This window comes from Acidobacteriota bacterium, assembly GCA_012729555.1.
Taxonomy (GTDB): Bacteria; Acidobacteriota; UBA6911; order UBA6911; family UBA6911; genus UBA6911.
Genome location: JAAYCX010000081.1, coordinates 24,128 through 45,768, shown reverse-complemented (window position 1 = coordinate 45,768; position 21,641 = coordinate 24,128). Strand labels below are relative to the sequence as shown.

19 protein-coding genes are annotated in these 21,641 nt (G+C 67.5%); 12 read left to right on the top strand and 7 right to left on the bottom strand.

Annotated elements, in window-relative coordinates; translation table 11 throughout:
* Nucleotides 1-133: 133 nt before the first annotated feature.
* The 6 genes from GXY47_14140 (at nt 134) to rseP (ending at nt 5,794) form a co-directional block, all read left to right on the top strand.
* Nucleotides 134-709, top strand: a complete 576-nt coding sequence (locus GXY47_14140; protein ID NLV32283.1) for an orotate phosphoribosyltransferase — start codon at nt 134-136, stop codon at nt 707-709.
* Nucleotides 664-1,446, top strand: a complete 783-nt coding sequence (gene truA / locus GXY47_14135; GenBank protein ID NLV32282.1) for a tRNA pseudouridine(38-40) synthase TruA — start codon at nt 664-666, stop codon at nt 1,444-1,446. Before GXY47_14140 ends, truA begins: the two co-directional genes overlap by 46 nt.
* Nucleotides 1,447-1,491: 45 nt before the next feature.
* Nucleotides 1,492-2,277: an isoprenyl transferase gene (locus GXY47_14130; GenBank protein ID NLV32281.1), complete on the top strand. Its 786-nt coding sequence runs from the start codon at nt 1,492-1,494 to the stop codon at nt 2,275-2,277.
* Nucleotides 2,274-3,071 carry a phosphatidate cytidylyltransferase gene (locus GXY47_14125; protein ID NLV32280.1) on the top strand — a complete coding sequence of 266 codons (798 nt, stop codon included), beginning with the start codon at nt 2,274-2,276 and terminating at the stop codon, nt 3,069-3,071. The genes GXY47_14130 and GXY47_14125 overlap by 4 nt, the downstream gene beginning before the upstream one ends.
* Nucleotides 3,072-3,153: 82 nt before the next feature.
* A complete protein-coding gene (locus tag GXY47_14120) occupies nt 3,154-4,350 on the top strand; it encodes a 1-deoxy-D-xylulose-5-phosphate reductoisomerase (GenBank protein ID NLV32279.1) in 1,197 nt (398 codons plus the stop codon).
* 67 nt (nt 4,351-4,417) lie between these two features.
* Complete coding sequence (rseP, locus tag GXY47_14115) at nt 4,418-5,794, top strand: RIP metalloprotease RseP (protein ID NLV32278.1); 1,377 nt, start codon at nt 4,418-4,420, stop codon at nt 5,792-5,794.
* 17 nt (nt 5,795-5,811) lie between these two features.
* Here rseP and GXY47_14110 read toward each other — a convergent pair whose 3' ends face one another.
* The 3 genes from GXY47_14110 to GXY47_14100 all read right to left on the bottom strand — a co-directional run bounded on the left by GXY47_14110 (nt 5,812) and on the right by GXY47_14100 (nt 7,355).
* Nucleotides 5,812-6,156: an STAS domain-containing protein gene (locus GXY47_14110; protein ID NLV32277.1), complete on the bottom strand. Its 345-nt coding sequence runs from the start codon at nt 6,154-6,156 to the stop codon at nt 5,812-5,814.
* Nucleotides 6,157-6,161: 5 nt separating this feature from the next.
* Complete coding sequence (locus GXY47_14105; GenBank protein ID NLV32276.1) at nt 6,162-6,590, bottom strand: ATP-binding protein; 429 nt, start codon at nt 6,588-6,590, stop codon at nt 6,162-6,164.
* A 168-nt stretch (nt 6,591-6,758) separates the two neighbouring features.
* Entirely contained in the window at nt 6,759-7,355 is a 597-nt protein-coding gene (locus GXY47_14100) for a hypothetical protein (GenBank protein NLV32275.1), read from the bottom strand.
* A gap of 161 nt (nt 7,356-7,516) precedes the next feature.
* On the opposite strand from GXY47_14100, the gene ligA reads away from it, so the two are divergent.
* Complete coding sequence (gene ligA / locus GXY47_14095) at nt 7,517-9,565, top strand: NAD-dependent DNA ligase LigA (protein NLV32274.1); 2,049 nt, start codon at nt 7,517-7,519, stop codon at nt 9,563-9,565.
* A gap of 15 nt (nt 9,566-9,580) precedes the next feature.
* On the opposite strand, the gene GXY47_14090 is transcribed toward ligA, so the two are convergent.
* Nucleotides 9,581-10,279 (bottom strand): hypothetical protein, encoded by a 699-nt coding sequence (locus GXY47_14090; protein NLV32273.1) that lies wholly within the window; start codon nt 10,277-10,279, stop codon nt 9,581-9,583.
* Between the two features lie 120 nt (nt 10,280-10,399).
* Here GXY47_14090 and GXY47_14085 point away from each other — a divergent pair, with 120 nt between their 5' ends.
* Genes GXY47_14085 through GXY47_14070 form a run of 4 tightly spaced genes read left to right on the top strand, consistent with a single transcriptional unit; the run spans nt 10,400 to nt 14,833 of the window.
* On the top strand, nt 10,400-11,545 hold the full coding sequence (locus GXY47_14085) for a 4-phosphoerythronate dehydrogenase (GenBank protein NLV32272.1): 1,146 nt from the start codon (nt 10,400-10,402) through the stop codon (nt 11,543-11,545).
* 37 nt (nt 11,546-11,582) lie between these two features.
* On the top strand, nt 11,583-12,782 hold the full coding sequence (locus GXY47_14080) for a glycosyltransferase (GenBank protein NLV32271.1): 1,200 nt from the start codon (nt 11,583-11,585) through the stop codon (nt 12,780-12,782).
* Nucleotides 12,783-12,821: 39 nt separating this feature from the next.
* Nucleotides 12,822-13,721 (top strand): hopanoid biosynthesis-associated protein HpnK, encoded by a 900-nt coding sequence (gene hpnK / locus GXY47_14075; protein ID NLV32270.1) that lies wholly within the window; start codon nt 12,822-12,824, stop codon nt 13,719-13,721.
* Nucleotides 13,718-14,833: a DegT/DnrJ/EryC1/StrS aminotransferase family protein gene (locus tag GXY47_14070; protein NLV32269.1), complete on the top strand. Its 1,116-nt coding sequence runs from the start codon at nt 13,718-13,720 to the stop codon at nt 14,831-14,833. The genes hpnK and GXY47_14070 overlap by 4 nt, the downstream gene beginning before the upstream one ends.
* 46 nt (nt 14,834-14,879) lie before the next feature.
* Here the strand turns inward: GXY47_14070 and GXY47_14065 are convergent, their stop codons facing one another.
* Together GXY47_14065 and GXY47_14060 are read right to left on the bottom strand one after the other, a co-directional pair.
* A complete protein-coding gene (locus GXY47_14065) occupies nt 14,880-15,671 on the bottom strand; it encodes a hypothetical protein (protein NLV32268.1) in 792 nt (263 codons plus the stop codon).
* Nucleotides 15,672-15,739: 68 nt separating this feature from the next.
* The gene (locus GXY47_14060) at nt 15,740-18,517 is read right to left on the bottom strand and encodes a cation-translocating P-type ATPase (GenBank protein NLV32267.1); all 2,778 of its coding nucleotides are present in this window, start codon (nt 18,515-18,517) and stop codon (nt 15,740-15,742) included.
* A 121-nt stretch (nt 18,518-18,638) separates the two neighbouring features.
* Here GXY47_14060 and mazG point away from each other — a divergent pair, with 121 nt between their 5' ends.
* Nucleotides 18,639-19,445, top strand: a complete 807-nt coding sequence (gene mazG, locus GXY47_14055) for a nucleoside triphosphate pyrophosphohydrolase (GenBank protein ID NLV32266.1) — start codon at nt 18,639-18,641, stop codon at nt 19,443-19,445.
* A 21-nt stretch (nt 19,446-19,466) separates the two neighbouring features.
* On the opposite strand, the gene GXY47_14050 is transcribed toward mazG, so the two are convergent.
* A complete protein-coding gene (locus GXY47_14050) occupies nt 19,467-21,461 on the bottom strand; it encodes an Rne/Rng family ribonuclease (GenBank protein ID NLV32265.1) in 1,995 nt (664 codons plus the stop codon).
* Nucleotides 21,462-21,641 lie beyond the last annotated feature (180 nt).

Genomic DNA, 21,641 nt, shown 5'->3' with positions numbered 1-21,641 from the left:
CGAGAGCTGTGTATTTTATCATAATTCGCGCCGGCCTCTAGGTCCTTGTGGGCGCAAAATTCGATTTTTTGCCCGTGGGGGGTCCGCGGGAGGACGGTCGTCCGTCACCGGAATATTTCAGGCGAGGAAAGACATGACACAGGATGAAGTGCTGAATATGTTCAAACAGTCCGGCGCGCTTCTGGAGGGGCATTTCCTGCTCACCTCCGGCCTGCACAGCGACCGCTACCTGCAGTGCGCCCTGGTCCTCGAGCGCCCCGAACAGGCGGCCGCCCTGGGGGCCGCCCTGGCGGGGCGGCTCCGGGAGATCGGGGAGCCACCCGATTGCGTCATCGCCCCCGCCCTGGGGGGCATCCTGGTGGCGCACGAGGTGGCGCGCGCCGCCGGGGTGCGCGCCCTCTTCGCCGAGCGCCAGGACGGCGCTCTCACCCTGCGGCGCGGGTTCGGGATCCGGCCCGGGGAGAAGGCCTTCGTGGTGGAGGACGTCGTCACCACGGGGGGGTCCACCCGCGAAACCATGGCCGTCGTCACCCGGGCGGGGGGGGTCGTCGTCGCGGCCGGCTCCCTGATCGACCGGAGCGGGGGGAAGACCGACCTCGGGGTGCCCCGGACGGCGCTCGCGGTCCTCGACATTCCCACCTACGCGGCCGAGGAGTGCCCCTTATGCAAAGCCGGAAGCAGGGCGATCAAACCGGGCAGCCGATCGTAGGCGGGCGGAACATCCGCCTGACCCTCGCTTTCGACGGAACCGCCTACCGCGGCTGGCAGATCCAGAAGGACGCCCCGACGATCCAGGGACTGGTCTCTTCGGCCCTCGAACGGATCACGGGGGCCGCGGTCAGCCTGACGGGGAGCGGGAGGACCGATGCGGGGACGCACGCGCGCGGGCTGGTGGCGAACTTCCACACCCTTTCCCGCATCCCCCCCGGACGCCTGGTGCGAGCCGTCAACAGCCTGCTTCCAAGGGACATCCGCGTACTCCGGGCGCGGGCGGCGCCGCCGGGGTTCCATGCGCGCAGGAGCGCCCGGAGCAAGGTCTACCGCTACCAGGTTTACCTCGGGAAGATCCTGGCCCCCCACCTGCTGCGGGAGTATTTCCATTACCCGTACCCGGTCGATGTCCCCAGGATGAGGAGGGCCGCGGGGCTGCTCGAGGGGGAACACGACTTTGCGAGCTACGCCAAGACCGGGTCGGCCGTCGGCGGCACCGTCCGGCGGATCGGCCGCTGCGACCTGACGCTGAGGGGGCGGCGGCTCCACCTGACGGTCGAGGGAAACGGGTTTTTGCACCACATGGTCCGCAATATGGCCGGCACCCTGCTTGAAGTGGGCAGGGGGGCCATGCCCCTCGAGGACTTCGCCCTCCTGTTCGAAAAGAGGGACCGCCGCTCGGCCGGCTTTACGGCCCCCGCCCACGGCCTCGTGCTCCTGAAAGTTCGGTACTGAGCCCGGGGGGAATTCTGCTATCATGGTCGCCTGGAGAAAACGGGTATGGAGATGGAGGGTTTCGCCCCTTCCGGAAGCACCGAAGCCGAACTGCTGCAGCGGATTGACGAGGGCCGCCTCCCCCGCCACCTGGCCGTGATCATGGACGGCAACGGCCGCTGGGCGGAATCGCGCCGGCTCCCGAGGGTGGCCGGGCACCGGGAGGGGATCGAGTCGGTCCGGGAAATCGTGGAGAGTTCCGCCCGCCTCGGGCTGGAGGCGCTCACCCTCTACGCTTTTTCGGTGGAAAACTGGAAGAGGCCGCGCTCCGAGGTTCGCACCCTCATGGCGCTGCTCAAGAGGTACCTCCGGCGCGAACTGGACCGGATCCAGGGGCACAACATCCGCTTCGTGGCCATCGGCAGGATCGGGGAGCTGGAGGAATCGGTGCGCGCGGAACTGCAGCATGCCATGCGCGCCACCGCCGGCAACACCGGCATGAGCCTGTACGTCGCCCTGAACTACAGCGGGCGCGCCGAAATCGTCGACGCCTTCAACCTCCTACTGGGGGAACGGAGGATAAACGGGGACGCGGCGCCGGTCGACGAGGAGCTGATCGCGCGCCACCTCTACACTTCCGCGGTCCCCGACCCCGACCTGCTGATCCGGACCAGCGGGGAAATGCGGATCAGCAATTTCCTCCTCTGGCAGATCGCCTATTCGGAAATCTACATCACCCCCACGTACTGGCCCGATTTCAGGCGCCGGCACCTGCTCGAGGCCATCCTGGAATACCAGAAGCGCGACCGGCGCTACGGAGGCCTCCAGGCCCCCTGCGAAGGCGGACGATGAAAAGAATACTCTCGGCGGTCGTTCTCCTCCCCATCGCCGTCCTCGGCGTGCTCTACGCCCCGCCGGTCCTTTACCTGGCCGGCATCGGCGTCATCGGCTCCCTCTGCCTGCACGAATACTTCGGCCTGGTGCGGTCGCTGGGGATCCGGGTCCAGCCGCTCTTCGGGCATGCCGCGTTCTGGATCCTGCTCGTCGCGCTGCGCCAGGGCCGCTTCGCCACCGTCGTCCTTTTCGCGCTCGTGCTGCTCGGGGCCTTCCTGTCGGCCATGTGGCGGCGCGGGTGGCCGATGCGCGACCGGGCGCTGGCCCTCATGGCGGAGTCCCTGGGGCTGTTTTATTTCACCCTCTTTCTTTACCCCGCCCTGCCGATCCGGTACGATTTCGGAGCCGACGGGATGCCGTGGACCGTCATCCTGCTGGCCGTGATCTGGACCGGGGATTCGGCCGCCCTCCTGGCGGGGAAAACGGTGGGGAGGACCCGGTTCGCACCGGAGCTGAGCCCGAAGAAAACCAACGAGGGGGCGCTCGCGGGGCTGCTGGCCGGGGTGGGAATCGCCGTCCTGCTCGAGAGGCTCCTGTTCCCCGCCCTCCCCCTCGGCCACGTCATCGCCGCCTCGGCCCTGGCGGGGGCGTTCGGGCAACTGGGGGACCTGGCGGAATCGATGCTCAAGAGGGCGGCGGCGACGAAGGACAGTTCTCAACTGATACCGGGGCACGGGGGCGCGCTCGACCGAATGGACAGTCTGCTGTTCGCCTTTCCGGTCCTCTATTTCTATCTCACGTTCTTCTGCTGAACGCGGGCGCTGGCCTCCGGCATTCCCCGATCGCCAATCCCGGCCGGGAGTGCTGGAATGACCCATTTTCGGAATGAGACCCATGAAAGTCATCTCCATTCTCGGCTCCACCGGATCGATCGGCACCAACACCCTCCGGGTAACCTCCGCCTTTCCCAAAAAGTTCCGGGTGGCGGGCCTCTGCGGCGGCCGTAACACCGCCCTGCTCGCCGCCCAGGTCGAGGAAATCCAACCCGATATCGCCTCGAGCGCGGACGCGGAAGCCTCCGCCGAGGTCCAGGGCCTTCTGCGCCAGCGGGGCTACCCCATGGCGCGCACCCGGTTCGTCCACGGGCTCGACGGGCATATCGAGGTCGCCTGCCACCCCGAATCCTCCATGGTGCTTTCGGCCATTTCCGGGGCCGCGGGCCTTCTCCCCACCTATTACGCCCTCGAAAACGGCAAGGGGATCGCCCTGGCCAACAAGGAAACCCTGGTCATGGCGGGGGAGCTGATCATGGAGAAGTCGCGCCGGATGCGCGTCCCGATCCTCCCCGTCGACAGCGAACACAACGCGATCCATCAATGCCTGCGAGGGGGGACGGAGGAGGAGGTCGGCCGCCTGATCCTGACCGCCTCCGGCGGCCCCTTCAGGAAAACGCCCAGGGAGAAACTCGCCGACGTGACGCTGGAGGACGCGCTCAACCACCCGACCTGGCGCATGGGACGCAAGATCACCATCGACTCCGCCACGCTGATGAACAAGGGGCTCGAGGTCATCGAGGCCTCCCGGCTGTTCGGGGTCTCCGCCGACAGGATCAGCGTTGTGGTGCACCCGCAGAGCGTGGTCCATTCCATGGTGGAATACATCGACGGCTCGGTGCTGGCGCAGCTCGGACCGACCGACATGCGCATCGCCATCCAGTACGCCCTGACCTACCCGGAGAGGTGGCGGACCCCCCTCCCTTCCCTGGATTTCCAGAAGCTGGCGAACCTGGAGTTCCTGGAGCCGGACCCCGAGAAGTTTCCGTGCCTCGATCTCGCCTACCGGGCGCTCAGGGCGGGGGGGACCGCCCCGGCGGCCCTCAACGCGGCCAACGAGATCGCGGTGGAGGGGTTCCTCGACAGGGCCATCTCTTTCCAGGACATCCCCCGGATCATCGAAACGGTGCTCGACGCCCACAAGCCCGGGAAGGCGGCGGAACTGGAAGACATCCTGGAGGCCGACCGGTGGGCGCGCGAGGCGGCCAGGGCCTGTTGCCCGCACCGCCGGAGGACGGTTTCCGGCGGAGGGGCCTAGGCGGCTCCGCTATTGAGCCGACGGCTTCCATGGGGCATCCTATGAGGGACGGGGGAGGGAGATCGATTTGCTGTTGACTATTCTAGCCTTTATCGTGGTCCTGGGCATCACCATCACCGTGCACGAGTTCGGCCACTTCGCCATGGCCAAGCTCCTGAAGATCCGGGTCCTGGTCTTTTCGCTGGGTTTCGGCCCCCGCCTGATCGGTTTCACGCGCGGGGGAACGGAATATCGCCTGAGCCCGATCCCCATCGGCGGATACGTGAAAATGGCGGGAGAAGCCTACGAGGAACACAAGGGCTCCACGGACGAGTTTCTGTCCCACCCCAAGTGGCACCGGTTCCTGGTGGCGGTCGCCGGCCCCATGATGAACATCCTGCTCGCCGTGCTCATCCTCACGGTCTCCTACATGCAGGGGGTGTCCGCCCCGAGATACCCGAAGGAACCGGCCGTGGTCGGCCCCGTAGCCGCCGGTTCCCCGGCTGCCGATGCCGGGCTCCAGACGGGAGACCGGGTCCTCTCCGTCAGCGGCAACCGCATCGAAACCTGGGAGGACCTCGAAGTGGCGCTGGGCACGGCGGCGAAAGACGCCCTGGACGTCGAGGTCGCGCGCGACGGCCGGGTGCTGCCGCTGCACCTGGAGCCCCCCCCCGACGAAACGACGGTCGATGCCGCGGCGCTGGGGTTCAAGTTCCCCCTCGAGCGGACCATCGTCTACACGGTCGACACCGAATCCCCCGCCTACCGGGCCGGGCTCCGGGACGGGGACGAGATCCTGTCGGTACGGAAAAACGGCCGGACGGGCGAGGATTACAGCCGGATCCTGAACATCATTTCGGAGAGCGAGGGGGTCCCCCTCAGGTTCCGGGTCCGAAGGCCCGGCGCAGGGGAAGACAGGGAAAAGGTGTGGGAATCCCCCGCCCCCCCGGGGGGCCGGATCCTCGATCTCACCATCACGCCCGTCAGGGAGAACGGCCGCGTGATCGTGGGATTCGTGGCCGATTACCCCTCCGATCTCCAGAAATTCGGAGTCCTGGGGGCCCTGACGCAATCGGTGCGGCGCAATTTCGAGTTGTCGGCGCTGACGTTCCGCATCATCGGAAGGATTTTGAAGGGATCGGCCTCGGTAAAGACGCTGTCGGGACCGATCGAGATCGCCCGGATATCCGGGAGCGCCGCCCGCACGGGCAGCGCCCGGGTTTTCTTCGGATTCCTCGGTTTGATCAGCCTTCAGCTGGGGGTTTTCAACCTGCTCCCGATCCCGATCCTGGACGGGGGCGTGATCGCCCTGCTCCTGGTGGAGGGGATCCTGCGAAGGGATCTCAGCATCAACCTGAAGGAGAAGATCGTACAGGCCGGATTCCTGTTCCTCATCCTCCTGATGGGTTTCGTGGTGTTCAACGACCTGACCAAGATCCTCAACCTCGACAGGATCCTCCCCTGATCCCGACGCGCTCGAACCTATTCGAAACTGGCGATGGCCGCCCGCTCGTCGTCGAACACCTGGAACACCGTCAGGAGCTTCGTGATCTGCAGCAGTTCGTGGATCTTCTTGGTCAGGTTGAGCAGCTTGAGCTGCCCGCCGCTGTTGGTCACCGTCGTGTAGGTGCTCACCAGTTCGCCGATCCCGGAACTGTCGATATAGTTCACGTCCGCAAGATTGAGAACGATCTTGTTCCCCTTGTCCTTCAGGATGTCGCGTACCGTGTTGCGCACCGTCATGGTGCCTTCACCCAGCGTGATCTTGCCGCTGCAGTCCAGGATGTGAACGTCCCTGACCATACGTTGTTCGATCTTCATTTCCACTCTCCTCAGATAGTAGGAATCCTTTTCACCATGTAGACTTCGGTCCCCCCCTGGGGGAGAGACCGGAACTCGACCTCATCCATGAAGGTGCGGATATAGAATATCCCCCGCCCGCTCGGTTTGAGCAGGTTGTCCGCATCGAGGGGACTGGGGATGCTGTCCGCCTGAAACCCCTGCCCCTGGTCCCGGACGGTAACACCCAGCCTGTCGGGCTCAACCGCGAAACAGATATCGACGGTCTTGCCGGAATCGAGCTTGTTGCCGTGCTGGATGGCGTTGGTCACCGATTCGCGGACCGACATCCCGATCCAGTGGGCCGTATCCTCATCGAAGCGCATAAAATCGGTGATGCAGTCCGTGAGGGTCTGGATGAGTTCGAGGTTTTCCAGCGCGCTGTTGATGATGACCTCGATCTCGTTGGCTATTCTCTTCATGGGGCGGCATCTGCAAGACTCGTAATCACTTGTAAAAAAAGTCCTTAAGGGCGCCAGATCCTCATCTTAATCGGCCCGCTTCCGCCCTGTCAAGAGCTATCGCGTCCCGGTCGGGCCAGAAAGAAAGCTACCGCGTCCCGGGGGAAGTCTCAAGGGGGATCGAGCGAATTACTGGACCCGTCCCCTTTCCTCCCGGTCCCCCCGCGTACGGCCCGGGGGCGGGTCGGCGGGCGGCCTGGCCCGGAGCGCGATCCTGCCGAGCAGCATCTCCACTTCCCCGAGGAGCCTGGCCACCTCCCGCTCCCTCCCGGCGAGGGCCTCCTCCCGGCGCTCGAATTCCTTTTCGCCTGCCTCGTGCCTTTCCATCGCCCTCTTCCGGAGCGACTGCAGCTCCTCCTCGAACCTGCGCCGGGCTTCCGCCTGCTCAGCCTCCCGGACGCGGGCCTGCTCCGCCCGGAGGCGTTCGAGGTTCTCCCTTTCCAGGCGCTGCTCTTCCCGCAACCGGCCGAGCGCCTCCACCGAGGCTTCGACTTCGTGCAGCGTCCCGAGCTCCCCCCTTTTCCGCGTGATCTCCAGTTCCGTTTCCCGGAGACGTTCCGAGGCGTCGGCCACCTTCCGGGAGAGGTCCCCGAGGATGCGGGTCAGCTCGGAACTGAGGGCAAGGAAGGCCTGCTTCTGGAGCTCGAGGGAGGAAAGGGCCCGGGCCGGATCGCCGTCGCCGCGAGCGCGCCGGCGCTCCTCCGGGTGGTCGTTATCGCTCATCATCCTGGCGTCCTCCCGCGGCCGCCGACAGGGGAATGAATTTGGTGGTTCCCGATGACGGCTCCAGTATATAACATAGGCGGAAAAAGTCGCCTGTTTTGACGCCGCCGTGGCATTTTTCCCGGGCGCGCGCGGGCGCCATCGGGGGATTCCACGACACCGTCATGACCGACTCCACAGAGGACAGGATCGAAGAGCTGCGCAGGATCATCGAATATCACAACCACCGCTATTACATCGAGGCCGCCCCCGAAATCAGCGACCTGGAGTTCGACCGCCTCATGCTCGAGCTCCGGGACCTCGAGCAGCGGCACCCCGAGAGGATCACCCCTTCGAGCCCCACCCGGCGGGTGGGCGGCGGGCCGATCGAAGGTTTCCGCTCGGTCCCGCACCCGGTCCCCATGCTCTCGATCGAAAACACCTACAACGAGGAGGAGGTGCGTGAATTCGATGGCCGCATCCGGCGGCTCCTGGAAGGGGCGGCCCCCCGTTACATCGTGGAACAGAAGATCGACGGGGTGTCGGCCTCCCTGCTGTACGAAAACGGCCTGTTCTCCCTCGGTCTCACCCGCGGGGACGGCGCGCGGGGGGACGACATCACGCACAACCTGCGCACCGTTCGGGACATCCCGCTCCGCCTGATCGGCTCCCCTCCGCCGGTTCTGGAGGTGCGGGGCGAAGTCTACATGACCCACTCCGAGCTTTCGCGCCTGAACCGGCTGCAGGCCGAAGCGGGGGAACGCGTCTTCGCCAACTGCCGGAACGCGACCGCCGGGAGCCTCAAGCTCCTGGACCCCCGCCAGAGCAGCCGGCGGAACCTCCGCTTCTTCGCCCACAGCGAGGGGCGCCTCGTGGGGCTGGGGCTCTCTTCCCACCTGGAATTTTTGGAGAGGGTGCGCGCCTTCGGGATCCCGGCCGTCCCCCACGGCGGGATCTTCGACTCGATCGACGGAGCGCTGGCCTGGTGCGCCGATGCGCTCGAGTCGCGCGAGGGCCTCGATTACGAGACGGACGGCCTGGTCATCAAGATCGACGGCTTCGCCCAGAGGGAGCGCCTCGGCGCCACCTCCAAGTCCCCCCGGTGGGTCATCGCCCTCAAGGTGGAGCTCTGGCAGGCGGAGACGCGGGTCCTCGACATCCGCGTGCAGGTGGGAAAGGGCGGCACCCTCACTCCCGTGGCCGAACTGGAGACGGTGGAGATCGCGGGGACGCGCGTGTCCCGCGTCAGCCTGCACAACGCCGACGAGATCGCCCGCAAGGACATCCGCATCGGGGATCATGTCGTCGTCGAAAAGGCGGGCAAGATCATCCCGCACGTGGTGCGGGTGGAACTGGAAAAGCGCACGGGCACGGAGCTCCCCTACCTCTTCCCCACGGAGTGCCCCGTCTGCCGGGGGGAGGTGGGGCGGGACGAGGGGGGGGTCTATATCCGCTGCCTGAACCCCTCCTGCCCGGCGCAGCTCAAGGAGCGGGTGCGCTACCTGGCCTCGCGCAAGGCGCTCGACATCGAGGGGCTCGGACCGGCCCTGATCGACCAGCTCGTGGACCGGGGGCTGGTGTCCTCCCTCACAGATATCTACGCCCTGACGGCCCGGCAGCTCGAGGGGCTGGAGAGGATGGGGGAAAAATCGGCGCAGAACCTCGTCGAGGCGGTCCGCGCGAGCAAGGGGAGGGGGCTGGAGCGCGTACTCGCCGGACTCGGGATCCGCCACATCGGGGAACGCAACGCCCGGCTGCTGGCGGGGGAATTCGGGGATATCCGGAGCCTCACGGAGGCGACCGAGGAAAGGCTGGCCGCGATCGGCGGCATCGGCCCGGTCGTGGCCGAGAGCGTCTACCGCTTTTTCCGCAGCCGCGCCGGCAGGGACATCGTCCGGGAACTCGGGCGCCACGGCGTGGACCTCACGGCCGGGAGCGGCGCCGCGCGCCCCCGGGAGCACGAGGAGTTCCGGGACCGGACCTTCGTCGTCACCGGGACCCTGAGCCGTCACGGCCGCGCCGAAATGGAGGCCCTCATCCGCAAACTGGGGGGGAAGACGACGTCGGCCGTTTCGCGCAAGACCGATTTCGTCGTGGCGGGGCGCGACCCGGGCGGCAAGCTGGAAAAGGCGCGCGTCCTGGGGGTCCGGGTGCTCGACGAGGAGGAGTTCGAGCGGATGGCGGGGCTCTCCGGCGCTCCCGTCCCCGGGGAGCCGGCCGGCGACGGGGATTGACGGCGGCGCCCGTTCTCAGAGCCGGGAGGGGAGGGAGCGCCGGTAGAGGACGTGGCGCCCTCTTTTCCCCTCGACCCCGACCGCGCCCATGACGCGCAGGGAGTAAGCCATCTTCTGGGCGAGCCAGGCCGGCTGCCCCGTCGCCTCCGCCAGCTCCCGGGTGGTGAACAGTTCGGGCACCTCGTCCGGAAGCAGCGCCAGCATGTCCGCGGGCGTCTCGAACAGCATCCGGCCGATGACGCGGACCAGCCGCCGTTCGTGAACCCCCCACCCCTTGCGCGCCCGGCAGCTCCCCGGGCGGCGGCGGCGCACCTCCTCCGCCGCGACCAGGGCGACCTCCAGCGTGAAATTGGGGTGGGACATGAGCGCCGCCACGCTCACGAACTCCTCGAACAGCGACTCGATCGCCCCGCGCGCGGGGCTGCGGCGCCGGCCGAGGGTGCGCCGGCCGCCCCCCGACTGCCGCACGATCACCTTCTCCCGGACGAGGGGGTAGAGAAGCCGGACGGGGTGGCGCTCGACGAGGTCCGCGAGCTTCCGGCGGATGCCGGAGAGGTTGCGGGTCTGGATCTCGATCAGCAGTTCGCCGCGCACGATGTCCACGGTGAACCCGTCCACGGGGACTTCGACCCGGTCGCCCGGGAGGCACAGCAGCCGCTTCAGCTCCGCGTGCAGCGGCCTCTCGTTCAGGGTTCCGATCCCGCTGGTCGCCATCGTCCTCCGCCGTCCGACCGGAGCATACAGGAAGCGGGGAGGTTTGTGATCCCCCAACCTCAAAACATATTTGCATTCGGGGAGAAATCCCTTCAAAATTACGGGTTTTCAGAGGCCGCGATGATCATTGCCCTGGACCGGTCGATCCCCTACTGGCAGGAGTTCTTCTCCGGCGTGGGCGAGGTCCGGCCTTTCGAGGGACGGTGCGTGACGCCCGGGGAGATCCGCGGCGCAGACGCCCTGATCGTACGTACCGTCACCCCGGTCGACGCCTCCCTCCTGGAAGGGAGCACCGTGCGCTTCGTCGGTGCGGCCAGCGCCGGGATGGACCACGTCGACTCCGGGTACCTCGGCGGCAGGGGGATCCACTTCTGCTACGCGGCCGGCTGCAACGCCGAGGCGGTGTCCGACTATGTCCTGGCGGCCCTTCATGCCGTGGCGGCGCGCCGCGGGTGGGACCTCGGCGACAGGTCCCTGGCCGTCATCGGCGTCGGCCACGTCGGTTCGCGCGTCGCCCGCAGGGCGTGCGCCCTCGGGATGGAGGTTCTCCTGTGCGACCCGCCGCTCGCCCTCCTGACGGGGGACGCCCGCTACAGGCCGCTGGACCAGGTGCTTTCGGCCGACATCCTGACCTTTCATGTCCCCCTGGTCTCCGGCGGGCCCTTCCCGACGCGGCACATGGTCGGCCGGGAGCTTCTCGGGCGCCTCTCCCCGCACCAGGTCGTGATCAACACCTCCCGCGGCGGCGTGGTCGACGGGGAGAGCCTGGAATCGGCCCTCCGGGCGAACTCCCTCTCCGGCGCCGTCCTCGACGTGTGGGAGGGGGAACCCCGGATCGACTACGACCTCCTGGAGACGGCGGAGATCGGGACCCCGCACATCGCCGGGAGCTCGCTGGAGGGGAAGATCAACGCCACCGCGATGATCGCGGCGGAATGCGCCCGGTTTTTCGGTTACCGGAATCGGGTGAAGAATGATACTTTGTACCCGGAACCGGGACTCGTCCGGCCCGCCGGGGGGACGCGGGGGGGGGAAGCGATATCGGGCGTGCTCGCCCGCATTCTCGACCTCGGGCGCGAGGACGCCGGCCTCCGGGCGCTTGCGGCCGCTTCCCCGGAGGAGGCCGCCCGGGGTTTCGAGCGGCTGCGCACGGAACGTACATTGAGGCCCCAATTCTCCCGCACCGTCGTGGAACTGGGCAGCGAGCACGCGGGCCTGGCCGGGATCTTCTCCGGGATCGGTTTCCGGTGCCGCATCCGGCCCTGAACCCGGCGCCCGGGTTCCCCGGGGAGGCAGTCTGAAGATGGCGACTATTGCGTGGCACGGCCTCCAGTGGCTGTTGCTGATCCCGGCGGTCGGCGGCTCCGTTTACGCGGTTCTCTGCATCCTGGCCGTCCTGCGCTTCCGCGCGCGGGCGGGCTCCCGGCCCGCCCCCCCTCCCGCGTCCTGGCCCCCCGTCACGATCCTGAAGCCGGTCCACGGCCTGGAAAAGGACCAGCGGCGGAACCTGCGGAGCGCCTGCCTGCAGGATTACCCGGAGTATGAGGTCGTGTTCTCGGTCCAGGACGGCGACGACCCCGCCCTCCCGCTCCTGTACGAAATCCAGCGGGAGTTCGGCCCCGGCCGCGTCACCGTCGCCGTGGAGAACGTCCGCCACGGCACCAACGGCAAAATCAACAACATGATGGGGGGACTCCGGCACGCCCGTCATGACGTGCTGGTGATCAGCGACAGCGACGTCCGCCTCGAGCCCGACTACCTGAAGACCATCGTCGCTCCGCTCGGCGACCCGGAGGTCGGGTGCGTCTGCACCCTCTACAAGGCCGCGGGCGCCGCCTCCTGGTACGAGCGGATGGAACTGCTGACGCTGAACGCCGACTTCATGGCCAACGTCCTGTTCGCCCACGTCAGCGGCGCCTCCCGGTTCTGCCTCGGGGCGTCCGCCGCCCTCCACCGCTCCACCCTGGAGCGGATCGGGGGCCTGGAGGCCCTCTCCGACTACCTCGTGGAAGACTACGAAATGGGCCGCCGCATCTGGGGGCTGGGAAAGGAAGTCGCCATCGTACCCTATTTCGTCGACACCGTCGTCGACCTCAAGAGCCCCTCCCACTGGTGGAGCCACCAGGTCTACTGGGACCAGAACACGCGGGCCGCGCGCCCCTACGCGTTCTTCGCCACGGCGCTGGTGCGTTCGGTCCCCTTCGCCCTCCTGTTCGCCCTGGCGCGCCCGGGCGACCCCCTGGGATGGTGGGTGTTCGCGGGCGCCGCGGCGCTGCGGCTGGTTTCGGCCGCCGTGATCCTCGGCCCGGGGCTCGGCGACCGGGAGGGGGTGCGCAGCCTCGGCCTGCTCCTGCCGCGCGACCTCTCCTCCCTGGTCACCTGGATGCTGGCCTTCACCAAGCGCACGACGACATGGCGCGGCGCCCGCTTCATTCTCACCCGGGACGGACGCCTGGTGGCCCGGGACCCAATGACGAAGGACAGGCTGCGAACGGCCCACTGACGGCCCGCCGCACGAGCTTCGGGCGGCACGGGGGACACGGTGAAAAACATCATTATCACGGGGGACGATTTCGGGCTGGCCCTGCCTGTGAACGAGGCGATCGCCAGGGCCCACGACGAGGGGGTTCTCACCTCGGCCAGCCTCATGGTGGGCGCCCCCTTTTCCGGGGACGCCGTGGAGCGCGCGCGGCGCGCCCCCACCCTCCGCGTGGGGCTCCATCTCACCCTGGTCGAGGGGCGCCCGGTGCTGCCGCCCGAAAGGGTGCCCGACCTCGTCGACGCCGGCGGCCGTTTTTCCACGCACCTCGCGCAGAGCGGGTTCCGCTTCTTCTTCCTGCCCCGGGTCCGCAGGCAGCTGGAGATGGAGATCCGGGCCCAGTTCGAGGCGTTCGGCGCGACGGGGCTGGACCTCGACCACGCCGACGCGCACAACCATATGCATCTTCACCCGACGATCCTGGGGCTGATGCTGAAAACGGGAAGGGAATACGGGTTGCACTCCGTGCGCCTCCCCGCGGAACCGCCGCTCCGATCCTGGAGGGCCGCACGGCGGAGGCTGGGGGCGCGGACCGCGTCCCGCGCCTTCCTCTCCCCCTGGACCCGCCTGATGCGGCACCGGCTGCGCCGGGCCGGGATGAGGCACAACGACGCCCTGTTCGGGATGACCGACAGCGGCGCCATGACGGAGGACCTCGTCCTGCGCCTCCTCTCCGAGCTTCCGCCGGGGGTCACGGAGTTCTGTTTCCACCCGGCCACGGGGCGGGCCCCGGAAATCGACGGCCCCATGCCCGATTACCGGCACGAGGAGGAATTCCGGGCCCTCACCGGCCCGCGCCTGAGGAGGGCGCTGCAGGAAAGACGCATCCGGCCGATCGCCTTCGGCGATCTGCCGTCACCGGCTCTGAAGCCGCAACCCCCACTCAAGAAAGGAAGACCATGAACCCGGTACCCGCAGCCAGAATCCAGTTCCTCCCCGAGGACAGGGCATGGATCGCCGACAGGATCCAGGAGGTGCTGGCCAGCGGCCAGCTGACCCTGGGAAAATATGGTTCGCAATTCGAGAAGGCGTTCTCCGAATTCTGCGGAATCCGTCACGCCATCGCCGTGAGCAGCGGCACGAGCGCGCTCGAGATCCTCTTCCGCACCATCGGCGTCGAGGGGAAGAAGGTCATCGTCCCCTCCAACACCTTCTTCGCCACGGCCGCGGCGGTGGTGCACGCGGGGGGGATCCCCGTCTTCGCCGACATGGACCCGGAAACGTTCGCCCTCGGCCCGGAAACGGTGAAGCCGCTGCTGGAACCCGGGGTCGCGGGGATCGTGACCGTCCACATCGGCGGCGTCGTTTCCCCCCGCATGCCCGATCTGGTCTCCCTGGCCCGGGAGAAGGGGCTCTTCCTGGTGGAGGACGCCGCGCACGCCCACGGCTCTTCCCATGGATCCACCGGCGCGGGGGGCTTCGGGCTCGGCGCGACCTTCAGCTTCTACCCCACCAAGGTCATGACCTCGGCCGAAGGGGGAATGATCGTGACCGGCGACGAAAGGCTCGCGGAGGAAGCCCGCATCTACCGGGACCAGGGGAAAAAGAGTTTTACGGAGAACGCCCACGTGCGCATGGGGCACAACTGGCGCCTCTCGGAGCCCCACGCCATCATCGGGCTCAAACACCTCGAGCGCCTTCCCGCCATGATCGCCGACCGGCAGGCGATCGCCGCCCTGTACGACCGGGGGCTGCGGGCGTTCAAAAACCTGGCGCCCCTCCCGGTTCCGGCCGGCGGGACCTGCAACTACTACAAGTACATCGCGGTCCTCAGACGCGCGACCGACCGGAGGGAACTGAAAAGGGTGCTGCGGGAGCGTTACGCCGTCTCCCTGGCGGGAGAGGTCTACGAGGCGCCCCTGCACCTGCAGCCCGTATTCACCCGGTACGCCCGGGGTCCGCTGCCCGTCTCGGAAGACCTCTGTTCCCGCCACATCTGCCTCCCGATCTTCTCGGGGATGGCGGAGGAGGATGCCGTGCGCGTGCTCGCCGCGCTCGAGCAGGTCGTCGGGTGACCGGGCCCGGCCGGCCGCGTGCGAGGCGCGCCGGCCGGCGCGTCCGTCAGATGCGGCGCCACCAGGCGTAGTGGTCCCGGTGCAGTTCGTCCATGCCCGGCATCCGGTAGAACACCGTTTCCGCCCCCGAGGCGAGCCAGAACCCGTGCTTGATCGATTTGTAGCTGACGAAATCGAGATTGGGGTTCAGGTTGACGGTCTTGGTCTTCTTGCGCGGGTCTTCCTGGAGTTCCTTGACCGCCGTCGGCAGGTTGGTGGGGTTGACGTTCGGGAGCGGCCCCATGTTGTAACCGTAGATCTCGTTGCTCGCGACGAACTCCTCCACGTTGAGGTCGTACTCGGTGAAAAAGATCCTGGGCGCCCCCTTCGACCAGGTCTCCTCGGTGATGTAATGGCCGAACCGGCGCGGATCGAGGCAGGAGGCGACCAGGAGGCGCAGGGGACAGATCTCCTGGTAGAGCCGGATGCGGTTCCTGTCGCCTGCGGCCTCCGGTTCCGGCGAACGCTCGAGCCCGAGCACGGCGCCGTCGGTCGTCACCAGGTAAAGCTTGCCCAGCGCCGGAAAATCGACGTGCTCCAGCACCCGGTAGGACTTGACGAACTTGGAGCGTTTCGGCCTCCCCGGGATCCCCGACTCGGTGATCCTCAGGTAGTCGTCGATCCGGAAGTAGTCGTTGCGGTAGTCGCTGTCCACCTCGGCGAAGATCACCTTGCCGCTGAAATGCCTGGGGCTGCCGACCGAGTAGTGCTTGCCGAATTCCTCGGGGGTGAGCTGGGACGCCACCAGGGCCTCGTTGGGAAACAGAATCAGGTACAGGTGCTTGGGGAACTCCGCCATAGATGCCTCCTTGTCCTCCGCCCGATTGCCAGGCGCCGCATGCCTTCAGTGTATCACGAAAGAAACTTTCATCCCATCCCGCCCGCCCTCATTCTGCGCCGGCGCAGCCCGAGTTTCCAGGCCTCGATGAAGAGGAGGGTCAGCAGGGAGGTCGCCGCCGCGACCGCCAGGTCGGCCGGCGGCATGGGAACGGTGGCGAAAATCCGGTTCCCCGCCGGCGTATAGATGACGGCCGCCTGCAGGAGCACGGTCATCAGGACGGCGCCGACCATGGCCCGGTTTCCCCACGGCCCCATCCGCAGCAGCGACTCCTCCTCCGACCTCGCCTCCAGCGCCACGACCAGCTGGGTCAGCACCAGGACGGTGAACACCGTCGTCTGCCAGGCGGGGTCCCCGAGGCGCCAGAGCTCCCACGCGGTCCCGATGGCGATGACGCTCATCAGGACCCCGACGACGCCGATGAAAGAGACCATTTCACGGCTGAAGACGCCCGAGTCCCGCGGGTGGGGGGGGCGCCGCATCACGTTCTTCTCGGCGGGCTCGACCCCGAGGGCGAGCGCCGGGGCGCCGTCGGTGACCAGGTTCATCCAGAGGATCTGCAGCGGCAGCAGGGGAAGGGGCATGCCCAGGAGCGGCCCCAGGAGCATCACGGCGATCTCGCTGGCGTTGCACGTCAGCAGGTACCGGATGAAGCGGCGGATATTGTCGTAGATGATCCTTCCCTCCTCGACCGCGGCCACGATGGTGGCGAAGTTGTCGTCGAGCAGGATCATGTCCGAGGCGTTCTTGGCGACATCGGTCCCCGTGATCCCCATGGCCACCCCGATATCGGCCTTCTTCAGGGCGGGCGCGTCGTTGACGCCGTCCCCCGTCATGGACACGACCTCCCCCCGGCCCTGGTAGGCGTCGATCAGCTTGAGCTTGTGCTCGGGGGAAACGCGGGCGAAGACCGAAACCCGGCGGGTCGCCTCCACCAGCTCGTCGGCCGAGAGGCGTTCGATTTCGGCCCCCGTCAGGAACAGGTCGTTATCCGATATCCCGATCTGCCGGGCGATGTGCCTCGCGGTCAGGGGATGGTCCCCCGTGATCATGGCCGTTCGGATGCCGGCGCCGTGGCAGGCGGCCACCGCGTCGCTGACCTCGGGACGCGGGGGGTCGATCATGCCGAAGAGTCCGAGGAGGACGATGCCGTTTTCCACCGCCTTTTCCGTGGTCTCCTCCGGGGTCCGGTCCCACGGGCGCATGCCCACGGCCAGGACCCGCATCCCCTGGGCCGCCATGTCGTCGTGAGACGCCTGGATCCGACCTTTCCAGGCATCGTCCAGTTCCAGGGTTTTCCCCTCCACCCACACATGGCGGGAGACCGAAAGCAACCCGTCCAGGGCGCCCTTGGTGAAGGCGATGAAAGGGGGAGTTTCGGCCCGCTCCCGCCGGTCCCAGAAGGAACGGAGGCTTTCCGGGATTTCGGTGTCGGCCCGGGGAAAACGGTGCAGCGTGGTCATGCGCTTGCGGACCGAATCGAAGGGGACCTCCCCGACACGGGGGAACGCCCGCTCCAGGTCGTTTTTGAGGATGCCGGAGCAGGCGGCGGCCAGGGCCAGGGCCCCTTCGGTGGGATCTCCGACCGCGCGGTGGAGCCCCCCGCGCTCCTCCCCGCCGCCCGCGAGCTCGGCGTCGTTGCAGAGCGCCCCCGCCGCCAGGAGCAGGTCGAGCGTGGGCCACACGCCCGGGGGAGGGTTCTGACCGCTGGGCTTGAGGGTGAACGAACCCCCGTCCTCGCACTGGTCCAGCCGCACCGTGTGATTGGCCACGTCGAGGGCGATGACGCTCATCCGGTTCAGGGTCAGGGTCCCCGTCTTGTCCGAGCAGATGCGGGTGACGGAACCGAGCGTCTCCACGGCCGGGAGCTTGCGGATGAGGGCCTTGCGCCGGAGCATGCGCTGGGCCCCCAGCGAAAGCGCGATCGTGACCACGGCCGTCAGCGCCTCGGGCACCGCCGCAACCGCCAGGCTCACGGCCGTCAGGAGCAGCTCCTCGATGCTGCTCCGTCCCCGGATCCACCCGAGCAGGAACACCAGGGCCACCAACCCGAGCGCCGCCAGGGCCAGGGTCTTCCCGAGGCGGTTGAGCCGCCGCTGCAGCGGGGTGGCCTCCTCGCCGACCGACTGCATCATGCGGGCCACGTGTCCCAGTTCGGTCCGCATCCCGGTTTCGGTCACCGCGAAGGTGCCCCGGCCGTAGGCCACGACGGTCCCGCTGTAGATCATGTTGCGGCGGTCGCCGAGCGCCTTGGCGGAATCGAGCCGGAGTTCGGCCGTTTTCTCCACCGGCTCCGACTCCCCCGTCAGTGCCGACTCGTCGACGCGCAGGTTGACCCCATCGAGAATCCTCCCGTCCGCGGGGACGATATTGCCGGTCTCCACGATCACGATGTCTCCCGGCACCAGTTCCCGCGCGGAGAGTTCCAGCACCCGCCCGCCCCGGCGGACCCGCACGACCGGCACCGCCATCCGCTTGAGGGCCGCCATCGACTCTTCCGCCTTCGCTTCCTGCAGGTAGCCGAACACCGCGTTGAGCAGGACGATGACGAGGATGACCACGGCCTCCAGCCAGTCGCCCAGCAGGCCGCTCACCAGGGCCGCGATCAGCAGGAGCACCGTCAGCACCCCGCTGAGCTGCTCGCCCAGGATGCGCCACCGGGTCCGCCCCTCCTTCCCCTCCAGTTCGTTCCAGCCGTGCTCCTCGCGGAGAGCGGCGATGGCTTCATCGGAGAGCCCCCGGGAGGCGTCGCTCCCGAGTTTCCCCACCACTTCGGGTGCCGCCAGGGTATGCCATTCGCTTTTCATAGGTGACGGAATTATAGTGCCCCGCAAATCGGGACACCAATAAATTCCCCGCCCCGGGCGCCGGCCATTTTTCGGCGAAGACGTCATTGTGGCCCGCCCCCCCGACGGGGATAATGGCGGGATGGAAAAGAGAGACGCAGACATCGAAAAGCTGGCGCTCCTCGTCGAAAAGCTCCGCGGCGAGGACGGGTGCCCCTGGGACCGGGAGCAGACGAGGGAAACCCTGAAGCCGATGCTGATCGAGGAGGCCTTCGAGGTGCTGGAGGCCCTCGACTCGGAGGAACCGGAGGAGCTCAAGGACGAACTGGGGGACCTGCTGTTCCAGGTGGTCTTTCACGCCCAGATCGCCCGCGAGCGGGGGGAATTCGACCTGGCCTCCGTCATCGACCGCTCCTGCGAGAAGATGACGCGCCGGCATCCGCACATCTTCGGGGGAGCCGACCTCAAAACGGCGGACGAGGTGCTGAAAAACTGGGAGGACATCAAGGCCGCCGAAAGGGGGGTCGCCAGCGCGTCGAACCCCGGCTCGGACCGGTCGCTGCTCGACGGCATCCCCCCCGGGCTCCCGGCCCTGCACCGGGCCCACCAGATGACGGCCAAGGCTTCCAGGGTCGGTTTCGACTGGGAGAGGCTGGAGGACGTTCTCGCCAAGCTGGGGGAGGAGGCGGGGGAACTGCTGGAGGCCCGGTCGCGGTCGGACGGTGGGAAGGTGGCCGAGGAGGTGGGAGACCTCCTGTTCGCGGCCGTGAACGTCTCGCGGTACCTGGGAGTAGACCCGGAAACGGCGCTCCAGCGCAGCAACCGCAAGTTCCAGCGGCGCTTCCGCTACATGGAGTCGGCGATCAAGCGCCGGGGGCGGGCGCTCAAGGACGCCTCGCTGGAGGAGATGGACACGCTCTGGGAGGAGGCCAAGGACCGGGAGGGTTGACCCCGGCCCCCTCCGCCGGGCCTACGTCACGATGTTGTAGTGCTCGATGTGCATCGTCGGGTCGGACTTCACGATGACGTCCCGCCTGAGGAGATGCCCGAGTTCCTCGATGACGCACGCCTCCGATTCGCGCAGGGCGCGGGCCACGTCGGGATGCACGCGGATCATGAGGTCCCCCCGGTCGTCCAGGTGCTTGCGCATCTTCTCGATTTCGTAATAGATGTTGTGGCAGGTCGTGGCAATCGATTTGACCATCCCGGAACCCGAGCAGTAGGGGCAGGGTTGGCACAGGGACCTTTCCAGCGACTGCTTGACCCGCTTGCGCGTGATCGCCACCAGGCCGAACTCGTTGAACTCCAGGATCTTGGTCGGGGACTTGTCCCGGGCGATCTCCTCGGAGAGGGCGTCCATCACCCGCTTGCGGTTCTTGCGCTCGTCCATATCGATGAAATCGATCACGATGATGCCGCCGAGGTCCCGGAGCCGCACCTGCTGGACGATCACCCTGACCGCCTCGAGATTGGTCCGCGTGATGGTTTCTTCGAGGCTGTTCCCCCGGCCGACGAATTTCCCGGTATTGACGTCGATGCTGACCAGGGCTTCGGTCTGGTTGATGACGATGTAGCCCCCCGATTTCAGCCAGATCTTGGGCTGCAGCAGCTTGTCGATCTCGGGAGTGATGCCGTACTCGTCGAAAATGGAGTTTTCCTTGGTGTACAGCTTCACCCGGTGCACCAGGTTCGGGAAGATCTTGTCGACGAACTCCACGACCCGCTGATATTCCAGCTCGTCGTCGACGCGGATCGAGGCGAACTCGAAGGAGAACTGGTCTCTCAGCAGCCGCTGCACGAGGCTCATTTCCGCATGGACGAGGGCGGGGGCGGATACCTTTTCGGCCCGGGTGCGCATGTCTTCCCAGAGCCTGACCAGGAAATTGAGATCGTTCACCAGGTCTTCTTCGCTGTGCTCCGCGGCGGCGGTGCGCACGATCACCCCACCGGGGAACCTGTCCCGGTGCTTGAGGAGGATCTCCTTCAGTCGCGCCCGCTCGGTGTCCGACCCGATCTTCCGGGAAACCCCGATATGCTCCACCGTCGGCATGTATACCAGGTAACGCCCCGGGAGGGCGATGTGGCTGGTGACCCGGGCCCCCTTCTTCCCTATCGGCTCCTTGGCTACCTGGACCAGCACCTCCTGCCCCTCGTGAAGCATGTCGTCGATCGACTGGTGCTCGGCCCGGTGGGAATGGCGCGCGGCCGTGTACCTCTTGCGCCGCGTCGCCTGGCCCCGGCGCCGGACGAATCCGGGCTTGGAGCCCTCCTCGGCGGCAAACGGCAGGGTTTCGCCGTCGTCGCGGATGGCGGCGGCGTCCGCCGTCGGTTCGGGCGACGGTTCCCCGGGGGCGGGCTCCGGGGACGGGGTCCCGCCTTCAGGCGCCTCGGCGGCGCCGCCCCCCCCCTCCCCGGGCTCCACGGGGAAAGCGGGCAGCGCCGAAGCCCCGGTCAGGACGTCGGCTTCGAAATGCCCCTCCGTTTCCCGGTCCGTCTCCGCACTGATGTTCCAGCGCTCGAGCGGGGCTTCGGATGCCTCCCCCGCGGCCGCGGAGGCCTCGGAGGCGTCCACGGTCTCCCCGGCTTCCGTGCGCGGCTCCGAACGCTCCCTCCGGTCGCGCCAGCGCCCGCGCTCCCCTTTGCGTTCCCGCCGTCCCTGGCGCTCCTGGGTCTCCGGCTCCGGCGCGGCGTCGGCCGGCTCCTCGGGGACGGGGAACACGGTCTCGCACTCCTCGCTCTCCTCGACGAAATCGGAAACGTAAAGAAAGGCGTCCTTCTCCAGCCCGATGTTGACGAAAGCCGACTGCATCCCGGGAAGGACCTTGGTCACCCTCCCCTTGTAGGTGTTGGACAGGATGCCCCGGTTTCCATGGCGTTCAATATAGAGTTCGGCCAGCTGGTCCTCTTCCAGGATGGCGACTCTCGTTTCCAGAGCCGTGCTGGAAACGATCATGTCCTTGATCATGGTTTTGCTCCCGTGTCTGAGACACAGGCGCGGTCGATACTTTCCGGTAAGAATCCATGCGGGTCAATACGGGCAGGGCCCTGCGGACCACAGGCACTCCAGATTATGGATACGACTGAAAAACAAAAGCAAACCCGCCTTTTCGGGAAACCGGGCGGCAGGCGCGCTCAGATCCGGCGA